This is a genomic window from Sphingobium sp. CECT 9361 (assembly GCF_918741285.1).
GTDB lineage: Bacteria > Pseudomonadota > Alphaproteobacteria > Sphingomonadales > Sphingomonadaceae > Sphingobium.
The window spans coordinates 119,094-136,940 of record NZ_CAKKNC010000009.1 but is presented as its reverse complement, the minus strand read 5'-3'; the positions used below and the strand labels follow the sequence as shown (position 1 = coordinate 136,940).

Here is a 17,847-nt window from a genome sequence, read left to right as displayed (position 1 = left end):
CTCAGCGCTCCAGGACATAGTGACCGGGCGCATCCATGATCGGCGCATAGTTCTTTTCGGAGTTTCCGGTCGGCGGGGGTGCTACCGGCTCGCCGGAATGACGGCCAAGCCACTCGCCCCATTCGATCCACCAGCTTCCTTGCTTGCGCTCAGCGCGTCCTTCCCATTCCTCGGGGTCATAGGACAGGCCATCCGCTTTCCTGGTCAGCACCCGATAGCGGCGGCCCTTATGGCCCGGCTCGGAGACGATGCCGGCATTGTGACCGCCGCTAGTCAGCACGAACGTGATTTCCGCGCTGGTGAGGAGATGGATCTTGTGGACCGAGTGCCATGGGGCGACATGATCGCGCTCGGTGCCGACGACGAACAGCGGCTTGCGGACGGCTGAAAGCGCGATGGTCCTGCCATCGACCTTATACTTGCCTTCAGCGAGATCATCGTCGAGGAAGAGCCGCCGCAGATACTGGCTGTGCATCGCATAGGGCATGCGTGTGCCATCGGCATTCCACGCCATAAGATCGTTCATGGGCTCGCGCTCGCCCATCAGATATTCGCTGAGGATGCGCGACCAAACCAGGTCGTTCGATTTGAGGATCTGGAAGGCGCCGCCCATCTGGCTGCTGTCGAGATAGCCGCGCCCCCACATCATCTTCTCGAGCAGGCTAAGCTGCCCCTCGTCGATGAAGAGACCCAGTTCGCCCGGCTCGCTGAACTCGGTCTGCGCAGCGAACAGGCTGACGCTCGCCAGGCGGTCGTCGCCATCGCGCGCCATGGTGGCAGCCGCAATCGAGAGCAGGGTGCCGCCCAGGCAGTATCCAACGGCGTGGACCGACGACGCGCCGGTGATCGCGGTCACCGCATCGAGCGCGGCCACCGGCCCCATCAGGCGATAGGCCTCCATGTCGAGATCGCGATCCTGCGTTCCAGGATTGTGCCAGGAGATCATGAAAACAGTGAAACCCTGGTCCGTCAGCCATTTGACCAGGGAATTTTCGGGCGAGAGATCGAGAATATAATATTTCATGATCCAGGCGGGGACGATCAGGATCGGCTCCGGGCGGACCTTCTCCGTCGTCGGGTCATATTGGATCAGTTCGATGAGGCGGTTGCGGTAGACGACCTTGCCGGGCGAGACGGCAACATTCTCGCCGACGCGGAAGTTCTCGACGCCGACGGCCGGCAGTCCCCGGGCGAGATGCTGCATGTCTTCCAGCAGATGCTGGAATCCATCGACAAGGCATTTGCCTCCGGTCTCGACGATTTTTTGCTGAAGCAAAGGATTGGTCGCCAGGAAATTGGTCGGCGCCAGGACATCGAGCATCTGCCTGGCGGTGAATTGAAGCATGTCTTCATGATGGCTGGTGACGCCGCTCACGCCGGTGGTTGCGGCATGCCACCATTGCTGGTTGAGAAGGAAGGCTTGCGAGAGGATATTGAAAGGCGGCTGCTTCCAGGCCGGATCTGCAAAGCGCCGGTCCTGCGGCAAAGGTTCGATCGCGAGTGTCGCCCCGCTGTCGGTTGCGCTTCGCATCGCATAGTCGAACAGCCGGGTATATTTGCGCGCTACCTTGGCGCCCAGCTGCAACTGCTTTCCCGGAGAAAAGGCCAGGTGCAGTGCCCAATCCGAAAAGGCTTGCAGGAGCGTTGCAGGGGCGAGCCCGGCAGTCACCTGCGCAATAGCGGCACCTGCGGCATTGTCGAGGGTCTGGGCGATGCCGTCCAGCGGGTCGGGCGGTGATGTCATAGTCTCAGCGCTCATGATCGATCCTTGTCTTGTCGCGATAATTTACGGGTGAGTGACGCCGCCGCGGACTGGCTTGGCCTGGAGGCGGCTGCATATGTCTTCCTGGCGTGGCACCGATCGGCGGGCCGGCTCGAAATCAAGCGTCATTCCTCAAAATCCTTGCCGAGATAGAGCCGGCGCACGTCAGGGTCATGGAGGATCGCCCGCGGCTCTCCTTCGAAAAGCAGCCTGCCGGCATGGATGACGTAGGCACGATCGACCAGTTCGAGCATCTCGTGGACATTGTGGTCGGTGATGAGAACGCCGACATTGCGCCGTTTGAGCGCGCGAACCATGGCCTTGATGTCGAGGATAGACAGCGGATCGACACCCGCGAAGGGCTCGTCGAGGAGAATGACTTTCGGATCGGCGGCCATGGCCCTTGCTATCTCGCACCGGCGGCGTTCGCCTCCCGACAGCGCCCCGGACGGCGTATGGCGCACATAGGCGATGTTGAACTCGCCGAGCAGCGCGTCCAGCCGCTTCTCCAGCGTCGCTCGATCGCGGCAGCGCAGTTCCAACACCGCGCGAATATTTTCCTCCACGCTCATGCCCCGGAAGATCGAAGATTCCTGTGGCAGATATCCCATGCCCCGCTTGCCGCGTTCGCTCATCGCAAGTGCGGAGACATCTTCTCCTGCAAGCAGGATGCGGCCACCGTCCAATCGGAGCAGGCCCATGATCCCATAGAAGCAGACCGTCTTGCCCGCCCCATTGGGGCCAAGGAGCCCGACGATCTCACCGGGTGCGACATCGAGCGAGACGCCGTCCAGCACCTTGCGCTTTCCAAACGTTTTCTCGATGTTCATCACACGCAGCATGGGCGTGGGCGTGTCTTCGGGGCCGATGGCGCAGCCCTGTTGTCCGCCGACATCGATCTGGCAAGCGGGATCATCCGGTTTTCCGGCGAGCCATGCATGCGCTTCATCGAACATGCTCACCCTTTCGGGCAGCAGACCGCCCAGCCAAGGGCAAGCCCGGGATTGCCGTGTGCGCTGACCTCATGAGACGGCTTCGAGTGCGAGCGCGACGCCCTGGCCGCCACCGATGCACAAGGTGACAAGCCCGCGGCGCAGGCCCTCGCGTTTCATCGCGTGCAACAGCCGGGTCGCGAGCACGGCCCCGGTCGCGCCGATCGGATGACCATGAGCGATGGCGCCACCCTCGACATTGACCACATCCTCGGCGAGCCCGAGTTCGCGCGTCACGGCTATGGCGATGGCGGCGAACGCTTCATTGATCTCGACGCGGTCGAGATCAGCGACCGACCAGCCCGCCCGTTCCAGCGCTTGCCGGACGGCCGGAACAGGCCCGAGCCCGAACAGGCCCGGAGCGACCGCGCCGACACCGAAGGCGACGAGGCGCCCGAGCGGTGCCACAGCGTTGCGCTCGGCCCATTGTTCGCTGGCGACGATCATGGCTGCCGCGCCGCTGTTGAGGCCCGGGGCATTACCGGCTGTGATCGTGCCCTCCGGCCGGAAAGCCGGCTTGAGGCGTGACAGGCTCTCGAGGCTCGTTTCGGGCCGGTTCTGCTCGTCCTTTGCGAAGACCGTCGGCCCTTTGCGCGAAGGGATCTCGACCGCCACGATCTCCTCGTCGAACGTGCCGGCCGCCTGGGCGGCGCTGAAATTCTGTTGCGACCGGGCCGCCCAGGCATCCTGCGCCTCGCGTGAGATCTGAAACTGCGCGACAAGGTCTTCCGTCACCCATCCGCTATGCTGGTTGCAAAAGGCGTCGTTGAGGCCATCATGGAGCATGGCGTCGATGAGCTTGCCGTCGCCCATGCGGTAGCCCCAGCGTCCTTTCTCGATGAGATAGGGGGCCTGGTCCATATTCTCCATGCCGCCTGCCACCACGGCCTGGCTTAGGCCCAGCATGATTTCCTGCGCGGCCGACGCGATCGCCTGTGCGCCCGAGCCGCAGACGCGATTGACGGTGAGCGCGGGGACGCTGTCGGGCAGCCCGGCGGCGATGGCGGCCTGGCGGGCGGGATTCATTTTCGCGCCCGCCTGGACTACTTGGCCCATGACGGCGGCATCGATCGTGCTGGCGCCAACGCCCGCGCGCTTCAGCGTCTCGGCGATCGCGACGCTGCCCAGGGAAGGCGCGGTGATGTCCTTGAGCGTTCCGCCATAGGCGCCGATGGCGGTGCGGACGGGCGCACACAGGAAGACAGGGCTGGTCATGGGGAAGTCCTTTCCTTGATCCTGAAGCGATTCCCAGACAGTTGGATTGACCTGCCGACTTGGACGATCGCTTCGTGGCGATGGCGGTCAGCCACTACTGAAGATATTTGCCGCCGTTGATTGACAGCGTGGCACCGGTCACGAACCCTTGCTCGTCCTCGACGAGGAAAAGCACGCCGCGGGCAATCTCCTGCGGGGTGCCGAGCCGCCCGACCGGCACGCCCGCCAATACCGCCTTCAGCGCCTCCTCCGGCACGGCCGCGACCATTCCGGTGTCCGTGTAGCCCGGCGCGATCGCATTGACGGTGATGTTGCGGCTCGCGCCTTCGAGCGCGAGCGCCTTGGTGAAGCCGATCACCCCCGCCTTGGCGGCGGCATAATTGGTCTGGCCGAACTGGCCGGAGAGACCATTGACCGAGCTGATGTTGACGATCCTTCCGAAACGCCGCGCACGCATGCCCTCGATAACGGCGCGGCACATGTTGAAGCAGCCGCCAAGGTCCACGTCGATGACGCTTCGCCATTGTTCCTCGGTCATCTTGTGGAGCGTGCCGTCGCGGGTGATGCCGGCATTGTTGATGAGGATGTCGATCGATCCGAGTTCCGCGACGACCTTGGCGATTCCGTCCCGGCTTTCCGAGAAGCTGGCGACGTTCCAGCTATAGGCAGGAATGCCCGTCTCCTCGACGAACCGGTCGGCTTCCTCGTCATTGCCGAAATAATTGACGGCGACGCCATAGCCCTTCTCTTTGAGGAGCTTTGCGGTTGCGGCACCGATTCCGGTGACGCCGCCAGTTACGAGCGCAGTTCTGGGCATGGGCAATATCCTGGATTGAGGGAGAAGAGGACGCATCACCGGACGAGATTGTCGCCATCGACAGGGTAGCGGCCGCCGGCATTCAAGGAGGCTTGGCCTGAGAGAAGCGGGGTCCTGCGCCATTGCGTCGCCAGGCCCCATCGCAGCGCTGTCAGAATCACTGCCTTGCCCTCGAAATCGGACATGTGTGTCCTCCCGGCCGATATGAGCACCGCCCCGAAACGATATCGAAGGCGGCAAGGAGGAGCTTCAGGCCAGAAGCGACACTCCATGCCGAGGGCATACTCTCCTTGAGATTTCTGAGGCTTCTTGTGGCGCTTTTGTCGACGCGAGGCAGCGCGTCCGCCATTAGTAACTATACTTATAAGTTTCGTATTCCGCTGGTCAAACCGGATGGAGCACGGCCGCCCCTGATGGGGCGCGACATGCGACGGAACGAGCCTTGGCGGCGATGAAAAATCCACCGGTCAGATTTTAACATTTGCACAATTATATTGTGTAAAATATATCAACGCCTCAACCTGATCAAGGAGAACCTGGATGAGCGCGCTCTACAGTACCAAGGTGACTGCGGTGGGTGGCCGCGCCGGAACCGTCAAAAGCGACGATGGCCTGCTCGATCTTTCTCTCGCTCTGCCAAAGCCTCTCGGCGGCAAGGGGGACGCGACCAACCCCGAGCAACTCTTCGCGGCCGGCTATGCCGCCTGCTTCGAGAATGCTGTCATCCATGTGACGCGTGCGACGTCGGACAAGGTCAAGGACGACGATATCATCGTAGTGGCCGAAGTCGGCATGCAGCCGAACGGGCAGGGCGGCTTTGCACTGACTGTCGCGCTCGATGTGGCTATTACCGGCCTCGATTCAGCGACGGCCGAGGACATCGTTGCCAAAGCCCATGCCGTCTGCCCCTATTCCAACGCGGTCAAGGGCAATATCGATGTCGCTATCTCGGTGTCGGTGAACTGAGGATCAATGTATGAGCTTGCCGGTCAGCGACGACCCACTCGATCTCGATCGGCAGGTCTGCTTTCCTCTTTATGCCGCGTCGAACCTGCTGGCTCGGCTCTATCGGCCTGTTCTGGCCGATCTCGGGCTGACCTACCCACAATATCTGGTCATGCTTGTGCTGTGGAAGCACGCGCCGCAGACGGTCGGCTCGCTCGGCGAGGCGCTATATCTCGACAGCGGAACGCTGACGCCCTTGCTCAAGCGGATGGAGCAAGCGGGCCTGATCCAGCGGGCGCGGGACCCGCAGGACGAAAGACGGGTGCAGATTGATCTGACTCCCGAGGGGCGCGTCTTGCGTGCATCGGCCGAGACGGTGCCGGCGACGCTCGTCGCGGGCCTTTCCATCACAGAGGGCGAAATCGTGGGCCTGCGCGACCAGGTGCGGGCGCTCGTAGGCATCATCCACGGTTCGCTTGTCGAACGGAGTTGAACGATGACCCAAGAAACTGCCATGCTGACAGTCCACCATCTGGGAGTTTCGCAGTCCGACCGCATAGTCTGGCTCTGTGAGGAACTCCAGATCCCTTACTCTCTCATCCGGTACGATCGCGATCCCGTCACACGCCTTGCGCCCGCGGCCTATAAGGCGCTTCATCCCTCCGGCACCGCGCCGGTTGTGACAGAAGGCGGGCTTTGCCTCGCCGAATCGGGCGCGATCATCGACTATATCGTTGCGCGCCATGGTGGAGGGCGGCTGACCCTTCCGGCCAATCACGCTGACTTTGCAACCTATCTCTACTGGTATCATTTCGCCAACGGTTCGTTTCTGCCTAGCATGATGCTGTTGATGGCGAGCGGGGACATGGCGGCGCTGATGAAGCAACGATTTGATCGAGGCATCGCCGCGCTTGAAGCGCATCTTTCCCAGACTGGCCCTTGGTTGGCAGGCGAGGTGTTCACGGTCGCCGACATCATGATGATCTTCCCTCTTACGACCATGCGGGAATTCGTGCCGCTCGATCTCGCGCCCTATCCCGCTATTCGGGCCTATTTGCACCGGATTGCGCAAAGGCCCGCTTTTGTCAGGGCCATTGAGAAAGCGGATCCGGGGCTGCAACTCAAACTCGAGTGACGTCCAGGTGCATCAGAACTCTGCTGCGTTTGCGCGATTTCACGGATGTGCGGCGTGATCAGCCTTTGTCGGCGGACTGCCAAACGATTGACGCCGCGAACCCTCCTTCGAACGCTGGGCCAGATCATTTTGCGAAATACCGGCCTGGCCAGAACCGCCAACGCAAGGTTTACCATTCGATCTCAGGTTCCGCCGTAAGAACGTTTGTTGCCGTTCGGATATCTGAAAGGCCAAGGACCGCTTATTGCGCGGAGCAACCATCGCAGTTGCTTTCGCCTGTCGCGGAAAGATCCGATACCGCGTTCGTCGCGGCAATGACCGGTTGATTACCGTTCCAACCAGTCATCGGGCGTTCCAGAAGATCTGAGAAGTGTCTCCTTGTGAAAGACACGGGACCGAACGAGAGGGCATAACAAGCCTGTTGTTGGGGAAAGCCCGCCGGCGGCCCGATCTTGCTCGCGACGAAGACTTAAGCGAGACCGGCGGCGAGGGAGCAAGCCTGACCAGGCTTTGCAGTTCGCTTTTGCGTTCAATTCGTCTATTTCCCAGCGAGGAGAGGAACAGCTTGGGCGACCAAGTCCATCGTCCGCTCAAGATAGTCTGCCTTGGCCTGGGCAGTATTGGCCAAATCTCGTCGCCAGAGAATGCGTGTCCTTGGAGCTCCGACAAGTGCATCGAAAACGAAGCCTGCAATAAATGGCAGGTCGTCATCCCGAGAGTCGAGGTTAGAAGCGGCTTGCCGGAGGATGGGCAGGATAACCGATACTCCTGCCGTCGCGCCGATTGAGGGCCGCGGCCTGTTCGTTTCCAGTCCCTGCTTTGCAATCCAATCCACAAGGGTTTGTATGCCGATCAGTTCTTCACTGAGCGAAAGATCGAGCAGCTTCCTTGCGACATGGAGAACCTGTTCCCGCGGCGTTCCGTGCGGAATGGCCGACCTGATCGGCTTGAGGTGGCGAGCGGTTCCATGTTCGGTCGCCGCAACGAGAAGTGCCTTTTTCGAACCATAGCGCGTATAGAGCGTACGCTTCGAGACATTCGCCGCCGCCGCGATCCTGTCCATGCTCGCTCCTTCGGCGCCCTCCGTGATGAACTGCCGAAGGGCAACCTCGAGAATATGCTCGCCAAGGCGTGCCGCCAATTCAAGCGACGGCCGTCCACCCCTGGGATCGCGCGGCGGGAGAGGTTGGGGCCGAGATGGTTTCCTTACTGCCATATGCCTTGATAGCGGCTTTCGATCCGTAAGGGAAAGACTGCACCTGATCGTGGCCTGCTCCGGCGCAATAACAAAACCACTAAGTATACTTACGCATTTTCCGAAAGGGCGCTGCGATCGACTGTCGCTGCGTAACCTCAAGAAGGAACCGGAGAATCATGACGCATATTGCTCTCGTAACGGGTGGAACCCGCGGCATCGGCGCTGCCATCGCGCGGTCGTTGAAAGCCGCGGGATGGAGCGTGGGTAGCCCGATCCGCCGACGAGGATTGTGGCGCGCTCGATAAGCAGGCGCCGGACCATCATCTCGTTGCGCGTTAGCGTGCCTGTCTTGTCCGAACAGATCACCGAGGTTGCGCCCAGCGTCTCTACAGCCGGCAGGCGCCGGATGACGGCGTTGCGCGATGCCATCCGCTGCACGCCGATGGCAAGCGTGATGGTGATGACCGCTGGCAGGCCTTCGGGGATGATACCGACGGCAAGGGCCACGACGGCGATTAGGGCATCGATCCAGTGAAACTCGCGCGCAATCACGGCGAACGCGAACAGCAGCACCGAGCCGGCCATCACCAGCCAGGTGAAGCGGCGTGCGAAGCGATTGATCTGCCGGAGCAGAGGGGTGGTCACGGTCTCGACGGCCTGCAGCAAGCCGCTGATCCGGCCGATCTGCGTTTGCGTGCCGGTGGCCGCGACGACGCCGCTCGCCTGGCCGGAGGCGACCAGAGTGCCGGAGAACGCCATGCTGCGCTGGTCCGCGATGCCGGCCGCGTCCTCGACGGGCTCTTCCTGTTTCTCGACCGGCACGGATTCGCCCGTGAGTGGCGCTTCGTCGATCAATAAGCCGCGCGCGCGGAGCAGGCGCAGGTCGGCTGGAACACGATCGCCGGCTTCGAGCATGACGATGTCGCCGGGCACGAGGTCCGGGACCGAGACTGTCCGGCGCGCGCCGTCGCGCAGGACGGTCGCGTGCGGGGCGATCATGTCGCGGATCGCGCCCAGCGCTCGCTCTGCCTTGCCCTCCTGGGCGAAGCCGACGATTGCGTTGACCAGGACGACGACGCCTGTGACCAGCGCGTCGACGAGGTGGCCCAGCAACGCTGCCGCGAAAGCCGCTGCGAGCAGGAAATAGATGAGCGCGCTGTTGAACTGGGCGAGAAAGCGTAGGAGAGGGTGCGTCGCCGCGGTGCTCGGCAGTGCATTCGGCCCGTGACGGGCCAGCCGTTCTTCGGCTTCATGCTGGCTGAGGCCCGCGATATCGGCTTCCAGCCGGTCGAGCACCGAGTCAGCCGCCAACGCGTGCCAGGCTTCGATCTTTTCCAGCTTCACGCGTCTACCCCGCTCATCCGTGCAACTTCCCGGAAAGATCAGGGTCGGCGTGGCTCGGGAATATACGGGATCATACTAGGGCCGACCCGGGGGCGCTTACGGGAATATGCGTAATGCGAACCAGCAGGCCGTGTCGCAGGCTTGCCTGGGAAAGGGCGAGGACCGTGCTGGACAATGACCACAGCTATTATCTGAAACGCGTGCTGTTTCATCGACGTCGGCTTGAACAGGCCGGTTGCCCTGAAGCACGCCTTTGCCATGCCCAATTGGTGAAAGCCTATCAGCGCCGTCTGGCGGAAATCCGTGGCAATCGAGCGCTGGCTCCGATCAAGGCACCGATGGCGCTGTCTGCCCGCCCGACTTTGTCCCTCTTCAGTTCCGGCGGTGCGAAGTCCCCCATGAAAGAAACATGCTGAGAATGTCATGCGAACGGCACTTGTAACCGGCGGTACGACCGGCATCGGCGCGGCCATCTGCACCGCGCTTCAGGCTGCAGGCGCTCGTGTCGCTGCGACATATAGCGGCAACGAAGCGCGCGCGGCCGACTTTCCGCTGGGACGTGTCCGACCATGCGGCCTGCGCGGCAGGCGTCGCGCAGGTTGAAGCTGCGATCGGTACCATTGATATCCTGGTCAACAATGCGGGCATCACCCGCGGTTCCAGCTTGCTCAAGATGAGCGAAGAGGCCTGGAAACGGGGTGCTCGGTGTTGATCTCGACAGCTGCTTCAACATGGCGCAGGCCGTTGTAGGCGGCATGAAGGCGCGGCGATGGGGACGCATCGTCAATATCGCTTCGATCAACGGCCAGACGGGTCAGTTCGGGCAGACCAACTATGCTGCCGCCAAAGCCGGCATGCTTGGCTTCACCAGGCCCTGGCGCTCGAGGTGGCGCGCGATGGCGTGACGGTGAACGCGGTCGCGCCGGGCTATACCGACACCGAAATGGTCGCGGCCGTACCGCCCGAGATCATGGAGACGATCGTGGCGCGCATCCCGGTCGGGCGCCTCGCGCAGCCTACGGATATTGGACGCTGCGTTGCCTTCCTCGTTGCCGAAGAGGCGGGGTTCATCACGGGATCGACGCTGTCGGTCAATGGTGGCCAGGCCATTATCTGATGGTGAAGGCGCGACCGCGTCGGTGCAGGGGCTTGTACCTGCCCGCCTTGACGTTCACGGTGAAGCCGGCTGGTGTCCCGCCAAGCTCATTGCGATGCGTTCGCAAGGCATGTCACCAGGTTGAGCAGATCATCGTCATCGAGGGCGTATTGCCGGGGTTCAGCGACGACGGCGGCAATTCCGTAAATCATCATCTTCGCGCGGGCCTCTTCTGCCCGTGTATTGTCGTAGGCGAGAAGCACGGCGAGTTGGTCGACAAGGAGATCGACTTTCCCGGACAGGACGGAGCCGAGTGCCGGGCGATCAAAGAAGACAGTGCTGATGATGTCACGATGCTTGACCGTGAAGGCAGCATAGAAGTCCAGGGCGGAGCGAAAGTGTTCTTCGCGGGGCAGATCGCTAATCCGTGCAATCGCAGTTTCGGCATCCACCACCACCGGTTCCATCAACGCCTCGATGATGTCGTCGCGGGATTTGAAATGATGGTAGATGGCCGCCTTCGACACACCGAGCCTGTCCGCGATCATCTGCAGCGACGTACCCGCGAAGCGATGGGTTCGGAAAAGGTCGGTCGCCGCTTGAAGCAAGCGCTCGCGCCCGCCTCGCGTCCGTTTGAGCGATTGAAGGGCTGGATCGGTTTGACTCATCGTCACCCCATGCACGAAAACTTGACGATCGGTAAGTTCCTAAATACTTGCCGATCGTCAAGTTAGGCCGATAGCGCGGAGTCGCTTCGATGTATGATCAACTCATGGCCGCGTTCCGGCTCGACAACACGCCGCTGCTTGCGATCACGGCGGTGACCTTCCTGTTCGGCTATCTCGAATATATCTACAGCTTCGCGCTCATCTTCCGGGAGAAGAAGGCGCCCTATCCGATCTGGATGCATACCTTCTATCTGGCGCATGACAGCAGCTGGGCGATCATCATGTTCATGGCTGCGGCCAGCCATGAATGGCACTGGTTCTTCACCGCCACGGCGATCGCGCTGCTGGTCTGGAACATATTCGAGATCATCAACATATACATGGTCATCACGGTTGAGCGGCAGGAGGTTTTCGGGGAGGTCTTTTCCCGCCCGGTTACGCTCGGGAACGCACTGCTGAGCGTGGGCCTGCAACTCGCGGCCTTCTATTGCCTCATCAATATCCTGATCGGGTTCATGGGACAGGGCAGCATCCTGCAATGGTTTCTGTTCACCAACATGCTCATTGCTGCCGCTCCTGGCGTGTTGTGGATGAAGCGGGGCCGCAGGGACAACAGCCGGACCGGCACCAGCATGGGCCTCGCGATCGTCATCCTGATCGCTACGATCAACACCTTCCTGCCAACGAGCATGTGGGTACGCGGCCCGCGACCTCTTCGATTGCGTCGCGCTCTTGCGTCATCCCGAACACCGCGTCGGCGATCACGCCATGTGGCAGCAGGGCCTTCGTCGCGAAGCCAATATGATGTTCAATCGCTATCTGGATCATTCGCCCGAGGACGAAGGCGCTGTCGGTCTCATGCCGCTGTTCATGAGCGTGCGTGCATGCATCCGCGCTCATGTGTCGGCGGCGCGGGCAAAACACGGCGGCGACGGCGGTGATGCCAAAGCGGCAGCCCATTATCTTGCGGTAGCGGGACAGCTCGTTGCCGACGAAGCGCCGCGGCTGATCGCGATCGGCGGTCTGTCAGGTACGGGCAAATCGACATTGGCGCGAACGCTCGGGGATGCCGTCGGCAGGTCGCCAGGAGCTCGCATCCTGCGCAGCGATGTCCTGCGCAAGCGCCTGGCCGGGGTCTTCGCCGAGACGCCCCTGCCGGCGTCCGGCTATACCGCCGAAGCCAGTCGCGCGACTTACATGGCGCTGGATGGCCTTGCCTGGGCGGCCCTTGCAACAGGGCAGATCCATCAACAGGAAGGCGAGATCATAGAGGACGTCGGTCGTCGCCAACTCGGGATCGAATTCGAGGCAGTCGAACGGCGTCGGCACACCGTCGATCGTCGCGATATTGGCAAGATGGAGATCGCCATGGACATGCCGGATGCGGCCGGCCTTCCCGCGTGCATCGAGCAAGCCACTGTTCTGATCGACATGCGCCTCAAGCCGCCCGGTAAGTTCCGCGACGGCCTTGGGCTCGAGGATGTCGGGATAGAGCGCCATCGCCTCGGCATTGCCGGCGATGATCTTGCCGATACGGGCCGCGCCGTCGCCCGGCCACGCGATCTGCGCCTTCGCATGGAAGCCAACGAGCGCGTCGGCCAGCTTTTGCAGCGCCACCTCATCGAGAGCGTTCCGGTCCGCCAGTTCGCTCCAGAGCGCTCCGTCCGGGAAGCGACGCATTTCGAGGATCCAGTCCGCCGCTTCGCCGTCACCATCGATGGCGAACGAACCGTCCTCATCCCGTGTGATCGGATGCACCGCTTTGTAGAGAGCCGGCGCGGTTCGCCGATTGAGCTTGAGTTCGGCTTCGAGAGCCATCCGGCGCTTGTCGGGCGTGGAGAAGTCGAGATAGCCCAGATCAACGGGGCGCTTGATCTTCCAGGCTGTCTCGCCATTCAGGAAAATGCTCGCCGCATGGGTGTCGATGCGGCGGACAGGCCCGGACACTCGGAAAGCTTCTCCAGATGCCAGCCATTCGGTCAGATCGGACGGATCAGCCATGGGCATCGGTCGCTATGTCTCCCCGCGGCGGGATAAGCACCGCAGCACCCGTCCGCGCGCCGCTTCGCAAGCGATCCAGCGCGACATTCGCCTCTTCCAGCGGGAAAGTTTCGGTAACTGTGCGCAGCCCCGATTGCGCTGCCACCTCGAAGAAGGATGTGCCGTCCTCGCGCGTCAGATTGGCGACGGAGAGGATCTGCCGTTCTTCCCAGAGATCCGCATAGGCGAAGCTTGGGATGTCGCTCATATGGATGCCGGCGCAGACGACCCGGCCACCCTTGCGCACCAGCTTCAGGGCGGCGGGAACAAGCGCACCGACTGGCGCGAAGATGAGAACGGCGTCGAGTTGCACAGGCGGCTGCTCGGTCGACGCGCCGGCCCAGCAGCAGCCGAGCGATCGTGCGAAGGCCTGGGCTTGCGTGTCCTCTTCGCGGGTGAAGGCATAAACCTCGCGCCCCTGCCAGACGGCGACCTGGGCGATGATATGAGGCGCGCGCAATTTGCGCCGCGTGCCGCAACAGGCTCCAGCCAACGCCTTGCGCCTTCCAGTCGCGATGCACCGAAACCGCCACTTCCGCGGTCTCACGTCGCGCATCCGCGGCGAGCGTCGCTACACCGACGAGCGCCCCATCCCCCGCGAAAGCCAGGACGGTCTCAGCCTGCTGATCGGTCCGCAGCATGGCGGCGATCTGATCATGTCCCACATGCTGAACCGCTGAGAGGAAGCGAAAACGCAAATCCTCAAGCGTCACCTGCTCGAAGAAGGTCTCGAGCGCGGCTTCATCGGCAGCAATAGCGCGGCGAATGCGCAGGTTCAGCCCCGTGCGGGTGGTGAGGCTCGATTGCGCTGGAGATTGAGAAGACATGACGAGGCTCCGAAAACTGCGGCGCGCTATTGGGTGATTGTAGCGATCAATGCCCCAGAAGAACCGGCAGGGGGGCGCCGTCGAGCAGGTCGTGGGTGACACCGCCCAGGAACAGTTCGCGCAGCCGGGAATGGGCGGAGGCGCCGATGACCAACAAATCGGCGCGATTTCGCCTCGCAAAATCAACCAGGACGGCGGACTGGTTCTCGCCTTCCGAAGACAGCGCATGAACCGTCACGTTGAAACCGTGCCGACTGAGATTGCGCGCGATGTCGGCGCCGGGCTCGGAGCCGTGCCCCTTCGTGCTGGCTTTGGCATCGACCACGAGCACATCGATCCTGGCGCCCGGCTGCGCGAGTGTCAGCGCATCGCCCAGCGCGCGGGCCGCTTCGCGCGTCGCATTCCATCCGATGGCGAGATGCGCGAAGGGGCGGGGCTTCCACTGCGCGGGCAGGACGATCACAGGTCGACCCGAGGAGAGGGCGATATTCTCGAAGAGCCGGCGCCGCAGATGCTTGTTGGCATAGGCATCCACGGGACCGAAGAGGATCAGATCGGCATAACGAGCCTGTACCGGGGCTTTCTCCAGCAAGGCGCCAGGATCGTCGCTCAGAATCCGAACCTCGAAGCCGTCGCGCTCGCCAATCTTTGCGACTTTCGCCTGCTTTTCCTCGGCCGCCTCGACATAGTCCGACAGAAGAAAAAAGGGCTGGGTGTAGGCGAGGGCATAATCCGGTGTCGGGACAGCCGAAAGAATTGCAACGCTAAGATGCGCCTCATGGAAGCGCGAGAACTCACGTGCGTCCTTGAGGAACTGCTCGTCTTCATCGCCCGTATCGACGATCGCCAATATGTCCTTCACGGTCATGTCGCCCTCGCACGTCTAAGCTGACGGGAAGGTCGATCATTTAGCAGGCGTTGGCATTCGTGGAATCTACGTAACTCTACAGCCCAGTGGCGCGAGCGATGCAGAAAGACGGAGAAGTGCTGACGTTGGCTTCTCAATGGAGCCGTCGCAGCACCCCGCCGATGCGCTCATCCTAGATAACCGCGAACGGATCAGGCCGCCGAACGCTGGTCATGCCGGTCACGCGTGTTTGCGCTCGTCCCGTCCAGGGGAACAGGCCCTCGCCTCCGTTGAAATCCGCGTTGGAGAGCGGCGTGGCGAATGGAGGATAGGGGCCAATCCGGTCGGCAAGCACCTTCACCAACATGATCCGCGCCGATTGCACCGCGCCCGAGAACGCCTCGGCCATGCCCTCGCTGCACCGTGTCGGTGCCTCGCGGCCGCCGGAGCCATCGATCATGTCCAGCAGCGCTTGCTCATCCTGAGACAGGACCGATCCGCCAACGATCAAGGGTCTGTTCAAGGTAACTTCGTAGAGGGTCAGCAAGCCGTGGAAGACCGGCGCAAGCATTCCGTAGTCCCGCTCCGCGAGCAGCCTGTAGAGGCGCCGCTGGACTGCAGCGTGCTGATCACGCGCGACGCGCCAGCAGCGAGCGGCCGCGGTGACGAGGCCGTGAACCTCCGGCAGCCTGATGAGGGAGGGGGTGACGCTTTGGTTCATGACAGGGGCCTCGCCATCTTTCGATCCGAAATGGCGCTCAGATCGGCAAGCCTGGTTGCGATGACCTGACGGTTGGTCATGACGGATGGATCGCGCCGTGCGCACATGTCGTTCTCCTTCGGTCGATCCTCATTGGTAGTGGATCAATGTCTCATAATTGCGAACGAATCGCAATTATCTGCCTGCGTGGTGGTGGCCGCGTGCAAGTTCGCATGGCCATATCGGCAGCATCACTCCGGCCATGGCGTGCAGACTAGCGCATCCGCCTAGCAAAGCGATCTAAGCACATTCCCCAATGTCGTCGTGGGAGCCCACGCGCCAGCATCAGGCGAAACAGGAGTCGCTTATGCCTGCAAAACCGCTGGTTCTTGCCGATGTCGAAATTGCCGTTGGGCCGCGCGTCCTATTGCGCCGCCTCAATCTCACCATCGGCGCCGGAGAAACACACATCCTCTTCGGGCCCAACGGTTCCGGTAAATCCTCGCTCCTGTCCGCGATCATGGGTCTTCCACCCTATCATGTAACCCGCGGGGAAGTCCGGCTCGGCGGCGAGCGGATCGACAATCTTCCGGTAGACGCGCGGGCAAGGCTTGGCCTCGGCATGGCGTTCCAGCGGCCCCCGGAGCTGGACGGCGTGACCATCACAGCGCTCGCCCGGGCGCTGAGGGCGGATGCCGGACTAGCCGACGCGGCCGCCGTGCTCGATCTTGCCGACTTTGTACGCCGGGACATCAATGTCGGTTTTTCCGGCGGCGAGATCAAACGCTGGGAAATTCTCAAGCTCTTCCTCCAGCGCCCGCAGATTTGTCTCTTCGACGAACCCGAAAGCGGCGTCGATCTCGAGCATATCGCCGCGGTGGGCGCCGCGATGGAGCGCCTGCTGGGACGCGATGGTACCGGCGACCAGCGCCGTTCGGCGCTCATCATCACGCATACCGGCTTCATCCTCGATCATGTCCAGGCGGGCATGGGTCATATGCTGGTGAATGGCGAAATCATCTGTTCCGGCGACCCAAACCGTCTCTTCGCACACATAAAGTCTCACGGATACACGCTCCCGCCCTGGGCCTCTGAGCCCGCTGCGGCGGCTTCGGATGAAAGGATAGCATCATGACCACATCGCTTCGCGAAGACATCACCGTCGAGGAGAAGGCGCTGCTTGCCGAGGTCGGCTATGAAGAGGAGAACGAGCGTGCAGGCACCTGCGTCCTTGTCGATCAGGCAGTCCGGCATATCGGCCTGACGGACAATGCCGTCGAAATCCTGCCGCTGGCCGAGGCGCTCAGGCGTTACGACTGGGTCCAGGACCTGATGTTCGGCCTTATCGATCCTGATGAGGATGAACGCATCGCCGAGGTCGCCGAGAGCAGGCATGCGCCGGTCGGCCATTTCGTGCGCGTCCTCGAAGGTGCCAAGGTGCGCCTGCCCATCCAGCTCTTCACGCTGCTGGCGGCGCCGCAGGGCCGGCAGTTTCATCACAATATCACCGTGATCGAGAAGGGTGCGGAGGTGGAGATGATCTCCGGCTCGGCGGTGCCGCGCTCGGTCCATGCCGGGCATCATGTATCGCTCTCCGAAAGCTATCTGCGCGAAGGCGCAATATGCCGTTCGGTCTCGATCGAGCATTGGGCCGCGAACATGGAAGTCCACAGCTACGCTCGTTCGCGCCTCGAGAAAAACGCCCATGCGACCGACAGCGTCATTCAGCTTGCGCCCGTCAAGCACCACGTCTCGCAGAGCCGCAGCTATCTGGAGGAAGGCGCTACCGCCAATGACCAGTCGGTCATCTATGCGCCTGTCGGTACGACCCGGATCATGGACAGCGAAACCTGGCTGAAGGGGCAGGGTTCCCGCTCCGAGAGCATCACCCGTATGGTGACCGCCGGCGGCGTCATTTCCAACCGGTCAACGCTGATCGGTGACGCGAGCGGGACGAGCGGGTTCCTCGGCTGCAATGGGCTCAAGCTGACCGATGAAGGCGAAATCTTCTCGGTGCCGGCGCTGCGCGCATTGAACGCGCAGGCCCAGCTTTCCCACGAGGCTTCGATCGGCATGATCGATCAGGAAAAGCTATCCTATCTGATGGCGAGCGGGATGAGCGAAGACGAGGCGCGCGACCTTATCATCCAGGGCTTTCTCAATCTCGACGAACAGAAGATTCCAGAGGCGGTTCGCGAGGAGGTCATCCGAGCGATCGCCGCCGCCAGATCCGGGGCGATGTAAATCCTCCGGATCTTCGG

At 62.3% G+C, this 17,847-nt stretch carries 19 protein-coding genes and 2 pseudogenes; 9 read left to right on the top strand and 12 right to left on the bottom strand.

Annotation, left to right across the window (positions count from 1 at the left end; all coding sequences use genetic code 11):
* Window position 1: 1 nt before the first annotated feature.
* The 5 genes from LQ220_RS14425 to LQ220_RS14405 all read right to left on the bottom strand — a co-directional run bounded on the left by LQ220_RS14425 (window position 2) and on the right by LQ220_RS14405 (window position 4,971).
* Entirely contained in the window at window positions 2-1,759 is a 1,758-nt protein-coding gene (locus LQ220_RS14425) for an alpha/beta fold hydrolase (RefSeq protein WP_025290629.1), read from the bottom strand.
* A 128-nt stretch (window positions 1,760-1,887) separates the two neighbouring features.
* Window positions 1,888-2,604: an LPS export ABC transporter ATP-binding protein gene (lptB, locus tag LQ220_RS14420; protein ID WP_053000735.1), complete on the bottom strand. Its 717-nt coding sequence runs from the start codon at window positions 2,602-2,604 to the stop codon at window positions 1,888-1,890.
* A 180-nt stretch (window positions 2,605-2,784) separates the two neighbouring features.
* Complete coding sequence (locus LQ220_RS14415) at window positions 2,785-3,969, bottom strand: acetyl-CoA C-acetyltransferase (protein ID WP_025290631.1); 1,185 nt, start codon at window positions 3,967-3,969, stop codon at window positions 2,785-2,787.
* A 94-nt stretch (window positions 3,970-4,063) separates the two neighbouring features.
* Entirely contained in the window at window positions 4,064-4,786 is a 723-nt protein-coding gene (gene phbB, locus LQ220_RS14410) for an acetoacetyl-CoA reductase (RefSeq protein WP_025290632.1), read from the bottom strand.
* Window positions 4,787-4,821: 35 nt separating this feature from the next.
* Complete coding sequence (locus tag LQ220_RS14405) at window positions 4,822-4,971, bottom strand: hypothetical protein (protein ID WP_158013866.1); 150 nt, start codon at window positions 4,969-4,971, stop codon at window positions 4,822-4,824.
* 355 nt (window positions 4,972-5,326) lie between these two features.
* On the opposite strand from LQ220_RS14405, the gene LQ220_RS14400 reads away from it, so the two are divergent.
* Genes LQ220_RS14400 through LQ220_RS14390 form a run of 3 tightly spaced genes read left to right on the top strand, consistent with a single transcriptional unit; the run spans window position 5,327 to window position 6,866 of the window.
* Window positions 5,327-5,752, top strand: a complete 426-nt coding sequence (locus LQ220_RS14400; RefSeq protein ID WP_025290633.1) for an organic hydroperoxide resistance protein — start codon at window positions 5,327-5,329, stop codon at window positions 5,750-5,752.
* 10 nt (window positions 5,753-5,762) lie between these two features.
* Complete coding sequence (locus LQ220_RS14395) at window positions 5,763-6,224, top strand: MarR family transcriptional regulator (protein ID WP_025290634.1); 462 nt, start codon at window positions 5,763-5,765, stop codon at window positions 6,222-6,224.
* 3 nt (window positions 6,225-6,227) lie between these two features.
* Complete coding sequence (locus LQ220_RS14390; RefSeq protein ID WP_230188910.1) at window positions 6,228-6,866, top strand: glutathione S-transferase family protein; 639 nt, start codon at window positions 6,228-6,230, stop codon at window positions 6,864-6,866.
* 538 nt (window positions 6,867-7,404) lie between these two features.
* Here LQ220_RS14390 and LQ220_RS14385 read toward each other — a convergent pair.
* Window positions 7,405-8,007, bottom strand: coding sequence for a TetR/AcrR family transcriptional regulator (locus LQ220_RS14385; RefSeq protein WP_025290636.1), 603 nt, complete (start codon window positions 8,005-8,007; stop codon window positions 7,405-7,407).
* Between the two features lie 231 nt (window positions 8,008-8,238).
* Window positions 8,239-9,408: an HAD-IC family P-type ATPase gene (locus tag LQ220_RS14380; protein ID WP_230188908.1), complete on the bottom strand. Its 1,170-nt coding sequence runs from the start codon at window positions 9,406-9,408 to the stop codon at window positions 8,239-8,241.
* Between the two features lie 164 nt (window positions 9,409-9,572).
* Between LQ220_RS14380 and LQ220_RS14375 the strand changes: the two genes are divergently transcribed.
* Window positions 9,573-9,824 (top strand): hypothetical protein, encoded by a 252-nt coding sequence (locus LQ220_RS14375; protein ID WP_158013867.1) that lies wholly within the window; start codon window positions 9,573-9,575, stop codon window positions 9,822-9,824.
* A 7-nt stretch (window positions 9,825-9,831) separates the two neighbouring features.
* Window positions 9,832-10,525 (top strand): annotated as a pseudogene (gene phbB, locus LQ220_RS14370) (acetoacetyl-CoA reductase).
* 86 nt (window positions 10,526-10,611) lie between these two features.
* Here phbB (LQ220_RS14370) and LQ220_RS14365 read toward each other — a convergent pair.
* Entirely contained in the window at window positions 10,612-11,172 is a 561-nt protein-coding gene (locus tag LQ220_RS14365; protein ID WP_025290648.1) for a TetR/AcrR family transcriptional regulator, read from the bottom strand.
* 89 nt (window positions 11,173-11,261) lie between these two features.
* Here LQ220_RS14365 and LQ220_RS14360 point away from each other — a divergent pair, with 89 nt between their 5' ends.
* The gene (locus LQ220_RS14360) at window positions 11,262-12,113 is read left to right on the top strand and encodes a hypothetical protein (protein ID WP_230188906.1); all 852 of its coding nucleotides are present in this window, start codon (window positions 11,262-11,264) and stop codon (window positions 12,111-12,113) included.
* Entirely contained in the window at window positions 12,031-13,209 is a 1,179-nt protein-coding gene (locus LQ220_RS25040) for an AAA family ATPase (RefSeq protein ID WP_354957848.1), read from the top strand. The genes LQ220_RS14360 and LQ220_RS25040 overlap by 83 nt, the downstream gene beginning before the upstream one ends.
* Here LQ220_RS25040 and LQ220_RS14350 read toward each other — a convergent pair.
* The 4 genes and pseudogenes from LQ220_RS14350 to LQ220_RS14335 all read right to left on the bottom strand — a co-directional run bounded on the left by LQ220_RS14350 (window position 13,166) and on the right by LQ220_RS14335 (window position 15,607).
* Window positions 13,166-13,672: a zinc-binding dehydrogenase gene (locus LQ220_RS14350; protein WP_354957834.1), complete on the bottom strand. Its 507-nt coding sequence runs from the start codon at window positions 13,670-13,672 to the stop codon at window positions 13,166-13,168. The genes LQ220_RS25040 and LQ220_RS14350 overlap by 44 nt on opposite strands.
* 49 nt (window positions 13,673-13,721) lie before the next feature.
* Window positions 13,722-13,853: pseudogene (locus tag LQ220_RS25035) on the bottom strand (N-acetyltransferase); the annotation flags it as partial.
* A 232-nt stretch (window positions 13,854-14,085) separates the two neighbouring features.
* Entirely contained in the window at window positions 14,086-14,907 is an 822-nt protein-coding gene (locus LQ220_RS14340; protein WP_230188903.1) for a universal stress protein, read from the bottom strand.
* Window positions 14,908-15,079: 172 nt separating this feature from the next.
* A complete protein-coding gene (locus tag LQ220_RS14335) occupies window positions 15,080-15,607 on the bottom strand; it encodes a hypothetical protein (protein WP_230188902.1) in 528 nt (175 codons plus the stop codon).
* Window positions 15,608-15,953: 346 nt separating this feature from the next.
* On the opposite strand from LQ220_RS14335, the gene LQ220_RS14330 reads away from it, so the two are divergent.
* Both LQ220_RS14330 and LQ220_RS14325 read left to right on the top strand, forming a co-directional pair.
* Window positions 15,954-16,721, top strand: coding sequence for an ATP-binding cassette domain-containing protein (locus LQ220_RS14330; protein ID WP_230188901.1), 768 nt, complete (start codon window positions 15,954-15,956; stop codon window positions 16,719-16,721).
* Entirely contained in the window at window positions 16,718-17,830 is a 1,113-nt protein-coding gene (locus LQ220_RS14325; protein WP_230188900.1) for a SufD family Fe-S cluster assembly protein, read from the top strand. The genes LQ220_RS14330 and LQ220_RS14325 overlap by 4 nt, the downstream gene beginning before the upstream one ends.
* Window positions 17,831-17,847 lie beyond the last annotated feature (17 nt).

Excerpts from the sequence above, each read along its gene's own strand:
- LQ220_RS14400 (WP_025290633.1), top strand. The coding sequence starts at position 5,327 with ATGAGCGCGCTCTACAGTACCAAGGTGACTGCGGTGGGTGGCCGCGCC.
- LQ220_RS14405 (WP_158013866.1), bottom strand. The coding sequence starts at position 4,971 with ATGTCCGATTTCGAGGGCAAGGCAGTGATTCTGACAGCGCTGCGATGG.
- LQ220_RS14360 (WP_230188906.1), top strand. The coding sequence starts at position 11,262 with ATGTATGATCAACTCATGGCCGCGTTCCGGCTCGACAACACGCCGCTG.
- LQ220_RS14340 (WP_230188903.1), bottom strand. The coding sequence starts at position 14,907 with ATGACCGTGAAGGACATATTGGCGATCGTCGATACGGGCGATGAAGAC.
- LQ220_RS14335 (WP_230188902.1), bottom strand. The coding sequence starts at position 15,607 with ATGAACCAAAGCGTCACCCCCTCCCTCATCAGGCTGCCGGAGGTTCAC.
- phbB (WP_025290632.1), bottom strand. The coding sequence starts at position 4,786 with ATGCCCAGAACTGCGCTCGTAACTGGCGGCGTCACCGGAATCGGTGCC.
- LQ220_RS14390 (WP_230188910.1), top strand. The coding sequence starts at position 6,228 with ATGACCCAAGAAACTGCCATGCTGACAGTCCACCATCTGGGAGTTTCG.
- LQ220_RS14365 (WP_025290648.1), bottom strand. The coding sequence starts at position 11,172 with ATGAGTCAAACCGATCCAGCCCTTCAATCGCTCAAACGGACGCGAGGC.
- LQ220_RS14415 (WP_025290631.1), bottom strand. The coding sequence starts at position 3,969 with ATGACCAGCCCTGTCTTCCTGTGTGCGCCCGTCCGCACCGCCATCGGC.
- lptB (WP_053000735.1), bottom strand. The coding sequence starts at position 2,604 with ATGCTGCGTGTGATGAACATCGAGAAAACGTTTGGAAAGCGCAAGGTG.
- LQ220_RS14425 (WP_025290629.1), bottom strand. The coding sequence starts at position 1,759 with ATGAGCGCTGAGACTATGACATCACCGCCCGACCCGCTGGACGGCATC.
- LQ220_RS25040 (WP_354957848.1), top strand. The coding sequence starts at position 12,031 with ATGCCGCTGTTCATGAGCGTGCGTGCATGCATCCGCGCTCATGTGTCG.
- LQ220_RS14395 (WP_025290634.1), top strand. The coding sequence starts at position 5,763 with ATGAGCTTGCCGGTCAGCGACGACCCACTCGATCTCGATCGGCAGGTC.
- LQ220_RS14330 (WP_230188901.1), top strand. The coding sequence starts at position 15,954 with ATGCCTGCAAAACCGCTGGTTCTTGCCGATGTCGAAATTGCCGTTGGG.
- LQ220_RS14325 (WP_230188900.1), top strand. The coding sequence starts at position 16,718 with ATGACCACATCGCTTCGCGAAGACATCACCGTCGAGGAGAAGGCGCTG.